12 protein-coding genes are annotated in these 9,093 nt (G+C 52.5%); 3 read left to right on the top strand and 9 right to left on the bottom strand.

Going from position 1 to position 9,093, the window contains the following annotated elements:
* From DEO48_RS05435 to DEO48_RS05425, 3 genes are all read left to right on the top strand, one after another.
* Nucleotides 1-1,120 (top strand): tyrosine-type recombinase/integrase (locus DEO48_RS05435; RefSeq protein WP_109844574.1); only part of this gene is annotated, 1,120 nt, incomplete at its 5' end.
* A 384-nt stretch (nucleotides 1,121-1,504) separates the two neighbouring features.
* Nucleotides 1,505-2,461, top strand: coding sequence for a plasmid segregation protein ParM domain-containing protein (gene parM, locus DEO48_RS05430; RefSeq protein WP_109844573.1), 957 nt, complete (start codon nucleotides 1,505-1,507; stop codon nucleotides 2,459-2,461).
* Between the two features lie 4 nt (nucleotides 2,462-2,465).
* Nucleotides 2,466-2,831 carry a plasmid partitioning/stability family protein gene (locus DEO48_RS05425; RefSeq protein ID WP_109844576.1) on the top strand — a complete coding sequence of 122 codons (366 nt, stop codon included), beginning with the start codon at nucleotides 2,466-2,468 and terminating at the stop codon, nucleotides 2,829-2,831.
* A 136-nt stretch (nucleotides 2,832-2,967) separates the two neighbouring features.
* Here the strand turns inward: DEO48_RS05425 and DEO48_RS05420 are convergent, their stop codons facing one another.
* The 9 genes from DEO48_RS05420 to DEO48_RS05380 form a co-directional block, all read right to left on the bottom strand.
* Nucleotides 2,968-3,501: an NAD(P)H-dependent oxidoreductase gene (locus DEO48_RS05420; RefSeq protein ID WP_109844572.1), complete on the bottom strand. Its 534-nt coding sequence runs from the start codon at nucleotides 3,499-3,501 to the stop codon at nucleotides 2,968-2,970.
* A gap of 26 nt (nucleotides 3,502-3,527) precedes the next feature.
* Nucleotides 3,528-3,806: a hypothetical protein gene (locus DEO48_RS05415; RefSeq protein ID WP_109844571.1), complete on the bottom strand. Its 279-nt coding sequence runs from the start codon at nucleotides 3,804-3,806 to the stop codon at nucleotides 3,528-3,530.
* 269 nt (nucleotides 3,807-4,075) lie between these two features.
* A complete protein-coding gene (locus tag DEO48_RS05410; RefSeq protein ID WP_181366971.1) occupies nucleotides 4,076-4,390 on the bottom strand; it encodes a helix-turn-helix domain-containing protein in 315 nt (104 codons plus the stop codon).
* A gap of 332 nt (nucleotides 4,391-4,722) precedes the next feature.
* Entirely contained in the window at nucleotides 4,723-4,884 is a 162-nt protein-coding gene (locus tag DEO48_RS26720) for a hypothetical protein (protein ID WP_181366970.1), read from the bottom strand.
* 10 nt (nucleotides 4,885-4,894) lie between these two features.
* Nucleotides 4,895-5,332 carry a hypothetical protein gene (locus DEO48_RS05400; protein ID WP_109844568.1) on the bottom strand — a complete coding sequence of 146 codons (438 nt, stop codon included), beginning with the start codon at nucleotides 5,330-5,332 and terminating at the stop codon, nucleotides 4,895-4,897.
* 49 nt (nucleotides 5,333-5,381) lie between these two features.
* Nucleotides 5,382-5,669: a PerC family transcriptional regulator gene (locus DEO48_RS05395; RefSeq protein ID WP_109844567.1), complete on the bottom strand. Its 288-nt coding sequence runs from the start codon at nucleotides 5,667-5,669 to the stop codon at nucleotides 5,382-5,384.
* Between the two features lie 70 nt (nucleotides 5,670-5,739).
* Nucleotides 5,740-6,933 carry an SGNH/GDSL hydrolase family protein gene (locus DEO48_RS05390; protein WP_258306060.1) on the bottom strand — a complete coding sequence of 398 codons (1,194 nt, stop codon included), beginning with the start codon at nucleotides 6,931-6,933 and terminating at the stop codon, nucleotides 5,740-5,742.
* Nucleotides 6,923-8,083, bottom strand: a complete 1,161-nt coding sequence (locus DEO48_RS05385; protein WP_109844566.1) for a DUF459 domain-containing protein — start codon at nucleotides 8,081-8,083, stop codon at nucleotides 6,923-6,925. Before DEO48_RS05385 ends, DEO48_RS05390 begins: the two co-directional genes overlap by 11 nt.
* Nucleotides 8,070-9,093 (bottom strand): MBOAT family protein (locus tag DEO48_RS05380; RefSeq protein WP_219933004.1); only part of this gene is annotated, 1,024 nt, incomplete at its 5' end. The genes DEO48_RS05385 and DEO48_RS05380, both read right to left, overlap by 14 nt.

Genomic DNA, 9,093 nt, shown 5'->3' with positions numbered 1-9,093 from the left:
TGACGAACGTGGCCTTTTTCTCCTGGTTACCACTACCGGAAAACGCTACTGGCGTATGAAATACCGTATCGCCGGCAAAGAGAAAAAGTTATCTATTGGTGTTTATCCTGAGATTTCCCTGGCTGACGCGCGTGTAAAGCGCGACGAAGCGAGAAAGGTGATTGCGGACGGAGGTGACCCGAGCGAGAAAAAGCAGCTCGAAAAACTCGCAAAAAAGATATCCGTCGTTAATACCTTCAGGGCACTCGCTGTAGAGTGGCACAAGCACAAGTCTATCTCATGGTCAGAAAGCTACGCCGAGAGCGTTATGGAGGCGCTGGAGAAGGATATCTTCCCTCATGTGGGCAAACGCCCTGTCGCGGAGATCCTGCCTCTGGAGATGCTGGAGGTTTTACGTCTGATTGAAAAGCGTGGTTCACTGGAGAAACTCCGTAAGGTCAGGCAGTACTGCAATCAGATCTTCCGCTATGCCATCGCCACAGGACGTGCAACGATTAATCCGGCAGCTGAACTCACCGGGACGCTGACTGCACCAAAAACAGAACACTTTCCTCACCTTCAGGCATCCGAATTACACGCGTTCCTTTCCAGTCTGGCTGATTACCACGGTAGCTGCATTACACGTATGGCAACCAATTTGTTGTTACTGACGGGGGTCCGTACGATTGAGCTACGAGCAGCCGAATGGCATGAGTTTGATCTGGATAACGCGTTATGGACGATCCCAGAAAGTCGTATGAAGAAACGCCGCAAACATCTGGTACCGTTGTCAAATCAGGTTCTGGCGATCCTGCAGGAACTCCGTGCCTACACTGGTCAGTACCAACTGGTATTTCCAGGGCGCTGCAATATCAACAAACCGATGAGTGAGGCCAGTATCAACATGGTGATCAAACGCATCGGTTATGATGGCAAGGCTACCGGCCACGGCTTCAGGCACACCATGAGTACTATTTTGCATGAGCAAGGGTTCAACTCTGCATGGATCGAAATGCAGCTTGCTCACGTGGATAAGAACAGTATCCGTGGAACCTACAATCATGCCCAATACCTTGATAACCGACGTGAAATGATGCAGTGGTATGCTGACCATATCGATAGTCTGAGCCGTGGTAAATAAAACGGCGTAATCCCTGGACGCTCAGCCTTCGCGGTTGGGCCTCTCCCCTTTCATACTACCGTCAAGATCCATCATAAATTTCTGCTATTGGTTTCATTTTAAAAAAACAGTTATCAGCATCGGGCGCTGCAGTAAATTCTCTGCGACTATCCCCTAAATCTTGTATGGCAATTCGCATTTCACTCTCCCCATACAAGAAACTCACCAGATGAAAAGATTTCTCATCTTTGTCTCACTGGCGGCACTTCCTTTTCTCATTGAGCGCTTTATGGCTCTGATTCATCTCATCGTGCTCTCAGTTCTGGCCCAATAAACGCCCTTCACGTGTCCGGCAACGCCGGACGGCTCAATCCCAATACATATTTGACTCAACTAAGGTGCAATATGCGCATTTACATCGACGACGGTTCGACTCACATCAAAATGCTGTGGGAGCAGCACGGCAAAACGTTTACCCACATCAGCCCTAACAGCTTCAGACGCGGATGGTCAGCCACATTTGGCAGCGGTAAGCCGTTTAACTACACTGCGGGCAAGGAGAAGTACTCGTTTGACCTCATTTCTCCCGATACACTCACCACCAGCAACATTGAATGGCAGTACAGCCCGCTCAATGCGGTGGCTGTGCATCATGCGCTAAGGACCAGTGGCCTTACGCCACAATGCGTGGATATCGTGGTGACGCTGCCGCTGGCGGAGTTCTACGACGAAGACGCTCAGTACCGGCTTGATAACATCGAGCGCAAGAAGCAGAGCCTGCTGCAACCTGTGATACTGAATAACGGTCACGTCTTTACCATCACCCGCGTCACCGTGCGCCCGGAGTCTATTCCTGCCGGGATTGCGCTGTGCGATCAACTCTCGTCCTCCAACTCAGTGCTGATTGTTGATCTTGGCGGAACCACGCTGGATATCTCGCAGGTGGCAGGTCAGATGTCTTCGGTATCGCGTATCTATGGCGATCCGGCTCTTGGCGTATCACTTGTGACCGACGAGGTACAACAGGCATTACGTAAAGCCGGTATGGCGCTGTCCCGCTACAACGTGGACCGGTTGATTATCAAGCGTTTCGACGACACGTACCTGGCGAACAACATCAACGATCCGAGGGCTGTTGATAGCATAAAGCAGGCAATCCACAGTGGTATCTCGCGTTATCGTGCACGGGTACTGGAAGCGATTGATCGCTTTAAAGGGTATACCCATGTTGCAGTCGTGGGTGGCGGAGCCTGCCTGCTGGCTGATGACATTCGTACTCATGTTAACCTGCGCGAAGAGCGTTTCTTTGTGGCTCAGGATCCACAGTTCGCACTGGTACACGGGCTGAAAGCCATTGGTTAACGGAGTGGCCATGAACCGAAGAAAAGTGCTGATTTACCTGCGCCCTGAAACACATGCCAGCGAGCGCCTTGCGGATGCCAGAATGAAAGCCTTACCGCGCGGTGATCGCAGTGAGTTGTCAAAAACCGCGCTACTGGCCGGTATAGCGCTGGGGGAAATTGATCGCCGGTTGCCGTCGGTACTGGCCGCGTTACTTGCCGATAACACCCCCCCGGAAACCCTGCGTACCATGCTCGTATCGTTTCTGCACATCCAGCCGGGATCGCATCAGCCTGTATCGATAGTAGCCACAGCACCAACATCAGAGGTAACGGAACAGCCCACCAGCAGTGTTTCAGCAAAGAATCTGGCGGGTTCTCTGCCTGAATAGTTAATTTATGATGCTATATCGTTACATTAATGAGGATAAAAAAACAGGACGCTCAGCCCTTGTGGCCGGGCGTCCTTTTATCACTATGTTCTTTTTTTGCTCACCAACAGGTTCTGCCTTATTCCCATGATAAAACTCAGTCAATCAATAACGCATCCAGCCGTGTCAGCCAGTGATTAACACCGCGATCAATACCGTTATCGCTGATGTTATTTGCTCCCTGAATCAACGCCGGAGTCTGCCAGATCATCCCCGTCAGATTCGCCATCGCCCGGAACGGCAACAGTAAATCATCAACAGCATAGCGATTGTAACCCTGTGGTGTATAGGCTACTTCATTGCCTCCGGTGGAGGTCATCACCATAAATGGTTTGCCATGCAGGGCTTTTCCCTCTGAGCCATAAGCGAAGCCATATTCCAGCACCTGATCCTGCCACTCCTTAAGGATAGCCGGGGAGGAATACCACCAGAAAGGAAACATCATAACAACCACATCATGGGCTTTCAGCAATTGCTGTTCGCGTTTCACGTCAACAACAAAATCCGGGCATGCGTTCATCAGGTTGTGCACGGTGACGTTGGGTAACGTGCCTAACGCCTTGCCCCCAGCCTCACAGATACGGGAACGCTCCGGGTAGCGATGGCCGGATAAAATCAGCACCTTTTTCACAATGATGTTTTCCTTTTAATACAAACTTAAAATTCAGGCAACAGCAGGATGCAACGACCTAAATTATCAACCAACTGTAAACAAGTGCCGACCTTATCAAAGAGATGCTGGGCAATTCCGCCCAAAGAAAAACCTATGACAAGTGCCATAATGACATTAACCCATACTTTATGACGATGAATATCTTTACCCAGTCGCCATGCATGAAATACGGCAGAATAATACCCGACCAGATACAATATCGGGAATCCTGCCGTAAATAATATTGTTACCATACCAATATCAAAACCCAACCACTTAAACATATTTATCCTCCACGTTGTTTGTTTCTTCCTTCAATAAATTACTGCCCCTTCCCTAAAGAGCAGACGCAAACCTAATTCCGCTTGTCTGACATAAACGTTATCGGGCTGTATTTACCTGAATGGTTATTTTCTGAGGCAGACAAAAACAAAAACAACTATAACAATCAACATTAAAAACCATAAAGGATGAACAACGACCTCCAAAAAATCCATAATTCTCTCCTTGCTGAAAAGCTATACGTGTCTGGATATGAACTGCATTCACACTTTCATGCCTGTGAAATAAATGTGTTCAGCTTCTCAGGGGACTGAACGGTAATAAATCGATGGCTAAAACGAATGATCCCCCCTTTCTCCAGACGTTTAATTTTACGACTGATGGTTTCAGGTACCATCGCCAGATAATTCGCAATATCTCCGCGTGCCATCAGTAGCCGAAACGCCTGCGGCGAATACCCCTGCAGGCTAAAACGTCGTGATAAATCCTGAATGAACATCGCGAGACGCACATCAGCGTGGACCTGACTTATCTGATAATACCGGGCTTTATTCTTCCTGATGACGTCGCTCATCAGCGTATACATAGCCTGCCTGCCAGGCTGTTCCGCCATTATCACTGTCAGCACGTCGGACGGAAACATACGCGCTGTACTGGTATCCAGCGCCTGCGCATAGCCGATATATCATCCTGATGATAAATCCGGCAGCCCGTACCATTCGCCTGGAAGACAGAACCCTGTCACGATTTCTTCTCCCTCTTCGGTCAGTCGGTAATGCTTTATCGCCCCCGCCCCCCTGAATGGTTTATCCGCACCATACAGATAGGCCCCCTTACGATATAACCGCTCAGGCTGCATGTTAATAATGTCTCTGAATGTGTTATCGGCGAATTCATATATCATTCGCCACATGAAAATTAGTCATGATGTTTTCTTCGGTATTCTGACGTCGCAACCTCCGCCTCTTTTCGGGCTTTTTCCGCAAGTTCATCTGCCTTATCATCCGGTATAAATTCGCCTGCTTCCAGCAGGGTTGCCAGACCATCGTTAACATTCATATCCATCAGGTCCTTGCTCATGATTAATTCCTCAGTAAGTAAATAAAATATCAGACCAGATACTGGCAGATTGTTTATCGTTTTCTCCATCGAGTAATGCTCCGCACTGCTGGCAATACCGGGTATTTTCACTGTGATCGATGGACTGACACGATTGACAACGCCGGTATCTGCGCCGGCGCTGCATAATTTCGGTCATATAGCGTGTGCGATGCTGGCTGACTAACAGCCGTAACAAATATTCCACTGTAAAAATAAAGGTAAAAAGATATTCTCCGGTTTGATAGCTCAGCAGTGAATATCCCGCCTGAGAGATCACCGGCTTCGCAGATTCAGCAAATAAAAGTACCACGCTACCCAGTGCAGCCAGAAGCCAGAACGGCTCAAGATAATATACCGCTTTATTACAAATGCGGATCACCCCGGGATGGGTATTCTCCGCATTGCCATTCAGGGCATGTCGCTTCATCAGTATGATATTCCTGAAAATAACGTAAGCAGCTCACATGGGCCGTATCCTAAGAGGATTTTGGCAGCGTCCTGAATGCCGCCCCGTCTGGCTGGCTGATGCCCATTCTTTCCTGCGTACGGCTGGCCGCCCGGTTAATGGCATGAATACCCAGCTTTCCCTCCGGTGCCGGACGCGAAACACTGGCCAGACACTGGTTCCGTCTTCGCCTGGCCTGCTCCCGCTCCGTATCCGTTTTGCACAGCTGCATCACCTCCAGCCAGCGGGCCGCCGCCCTGCGCCATAATCCCGCATTTTCCAGTTTCTCTGCCACCATATCGTGGATCGTCTCTGACATTGCTATATCCTTTTTTCTGTATTGACCTTCTCTTATTCCACCGCGATAACAGCCAGCCGACCGCCGAACTTCACGGCTCAAGTACCGGCCTCAATCCTTTCCACAGCCCGTCGGCAACCTCCCTGTACCCGGCAGCCTGAAGATGCACCAGGTCCGGTCGGGCCTTGCCCTGTACTGCCCACTGCTCTATGGCACAGTCTCCGCCCATAAACGCAAACCAGTCCCAGAACAGGGTATGCTCCTCCCTGGCCGCCTGTTTCTGGATCTCAATCACTCTTTTCAGGACCGGAGACTGACGCTGCCGGCAGCCTGTGGCGTCCTTATGCTGGATACTGCTCCCGGGGCCAATCAGAAGAATGGCCGCCTCAGGGACCGCCAGGCGGATTTTTCTTATCTGGAGGAGCAGGTCCTGGCGGTAAATGTCCGGGACGAGAGAGGCGTTGAACGCTTCATTGGTGCCGTATGCGAGCACCACCAGATCCGGGCTCAGCCTTTTCAGCGTACCCGGCCAGTCTGCCGGCCATTTATCCGGCATTGAGATCTGTGCCCCGTTAATACCGAGGGCGCTGACAATCACGCCACGGGAAGGACTGGCCGTCAGCCAGAAACCGGCCAGCTGAGTGCCGCTTCCTTTGAGAGAAACAGAAAATGAAGGGGCTACCGGCACCGCCGGAGACAGCGCCCACCCTCCGTGAGTCTCTACCAGTGACACCGCGTTACCCCCTACCCGTAATGTCGCATTACCGGCCGAACGATACAGGGCCTGTGCCCGTAGCGCCGTTTCGCCGTCGGTAACCGTAATACGCGAAACGTTATCGGGCGTCGTCGGCGTGGCAATCATCCCCCCCAGGGTAAATGCGGCATCCTGTGCCCTGCGACTGGTTTCCAGCCGCCAGCCGCTCGCCTGGGTGTAGTTCACGTGGCTGTAACGATTGCCGGGGACCTTTACCGGACTGACAAAGCCCGGTCCGCCATTACCATAACGCGCCTGGAGCATCGTCCTCAGTTGACCGGATAAAAAGTCTGCCGCCGTGTGAGAGTCCCCCATCACCAGAATGTGTGTTGTTTCCCGGCGACTGTTCCGCAGCTTTTCCGCCAGGCGCTTTACGCGCGACTCGCCATAATCTGCCATCACATCTGACGTATCGCTGAGCATGCTGACCGGTGCGGGCGGGGTGTCGACCGGCGCGTGACAGGAGCTTAATGTCAGCTCCGTTATCAGCAGCGTGAGGACTCCGGAAAACCAGACAAACTTATTCTTCATCAGGCACCTCCCCCGGCTGCTGCTCAAAATGGATCTGCGCAATAATCGCCTTTGCAATCAGGCTTTCACCGGCCGGGGTATAGTGAATGCCATCCCCGGCCCTGACGTGCACGCGTTTCCCGTTGAGATCCACGGTGGGAGAAAAAATACCCTCCGGATAACCAAACAGCCTGTTCACACTGACGACGACCCCGCCCGCCGCACCAACCTCTGAGGCATATAGCGTATCAAGCCAGGCCATATTCTGGTTCAGCGTGCTTTTACGCATGTTGGGCGGCAGCAGCCAGATGACCGGAATATGAAATGTTTGTCCCAGGTTCAGGATTTGCTCAATGCGGTGGCGATATTCCGCCTCCCAGGCCTCGCTTCTGAATTTCAGGAACGGCCGGTTTCTGGCTACCGGCATGTCCCAGGGATCATTGGGGCCGAGGAACACCACTAACAGCCCGATATCAGGATGGTTCTCCAGCGCATTTTCGGTCGTTACCGGCCAGTTAAAAAAGCCGGGATAGGCCAGCCCGGTACTGCGCCTGCTGAGATTTATCCCCTGCGTGTGATATTCCTGCCGGAGCATCTGCTGTACGCGGGGGGCCACCCCTTCCATCATGGAATCACCGATCAGCAGCACTTTTTTGCCGGCAGGCAGAAGGGCTTTCCCCTGATGGTCATAAGGAGAGGATAACGCTGGTACTGGCGTGACGGATGCGGTTTCCCCGCTCTCCGGTATACCACCGTCATTTTCAGTGTGTGAGACGGTCACCAGACGACTGAGCTGACGGTCATTCTCCGGTATATGCCGGACCGGGGGCGTGACGTTAACCGCCACTGCCACCACCGGCTGAGGCGCAGCCACCATCGGCAGAGAGGCGGGCTTCTGCGTCTGAATACCACCATCCTGTCCCTCCTTGCCCACAGCCAGCTGTCGGAAGCAGGCGTTTTCAGCCGATACGGCGGCGTCGGTCACCTTCCCGCCTCTGGCCCACCACGGGGATCGGAATGAAGCCCAGGGGCTGTCCTGATGAAAATGCAGCGCCCAGTACTGCTCCAGTGACCGCTGGTTCAGCCAGGTCAGCGTGACCAGGCAGGTCAGCAGAATAACGGTGGATTTCAGGACCGTGTTTATCGTCCGGATATAATCAGAAGTGTGCATAGATGAACCCCGGTACACCCGAAGGTGCAAGGAAGAAAGCCAGTGCGAGCAGTGGAATTATGACCAGCGGAAGTGTGTACCAGCGTAAATCAGCCACGCGATCTATGATGGTCAGCCGGATGTCAACGAGCGCGGGGTACAGGACGATAATCCCCACAAAGAGGAACAACGCCCGGTACTGCTGTAGGGACAACGAGGACAGCGAGCCGCCGGCAATATTGCTCAGTATTGTCACAGCATCGCTGATGCTGTCAGCCCGGAAAAATACCCACGCCAGACAGACAAAATGAAACGTCAGCAGGCGGGCAGGCAAACCGGGAAGCCTGACTTTCCCCCACCGGTGCCAGAGATTGTGCACCACAAGCCCGGCCCCATGAATGGCACCCCAGAGCAGAAACGTCATACCCGCGCCGTGCCAGAGCCCGGAAATCACCATCGCCACCATGACATTTATCTGTGTCCATATGGCCCCCTTACGGTTTCCGCCCAGTGGAAAATACACATAGTCTCGAATAAAGGTCGACAGACTGATGTGCCAGTCCCGCCAGAACGCCTTAACGGACCCGGCCAGATAGGGATGGGCAAAATTCCTGGCAATACGAAACCCCAGTAACAGGGCAAGCCCTGTTACAAGGTCGGTATAACCTGAAAAATTGAAGTAAATATTCCATGCCCAGCCGTACACCGCCAGCAAAGAGTCCCACCCGTTCTGCCCCGCCGGGAGGGTAAATACCGGGAGGACAAAGGTGTCATTGAGCCATGAGCTCAACAGAAAAAGCTTCACCAGCGACAGCGCAATCAGATACAACGCCCGTTTGTAGTCGACCAGAGTGCGGCGGCTGGCGGTTATCTGCGGCATCAGTTCCGTCGCCCGGTTGACCGGACCGGCGATAAGCGTGGGAATAAAATTCAGGTACAGAAGGAGGTCCATTATCGTGCATATTCGCACGGTGATCGATCGCCAGTTCGCACCGTAGTCGATCATGATTTCGCATCGTGTTCGATCGCGG

The organism is Enterobacter sp. CGMCC 5087, from assembly GCF_003144775.1.
In the GTDB taxonomy this organism is placed as follows: domain Bacteria; phylum Pseudomonadota; class Gammaproteobacteria; order Enterobacterales; family Enterobacteriaceae; genus Enterobacter; species Enterobacter cloacae_M.
This window is presented reverse-complemented; position numbering and strand designations above follow the sequence as displayed.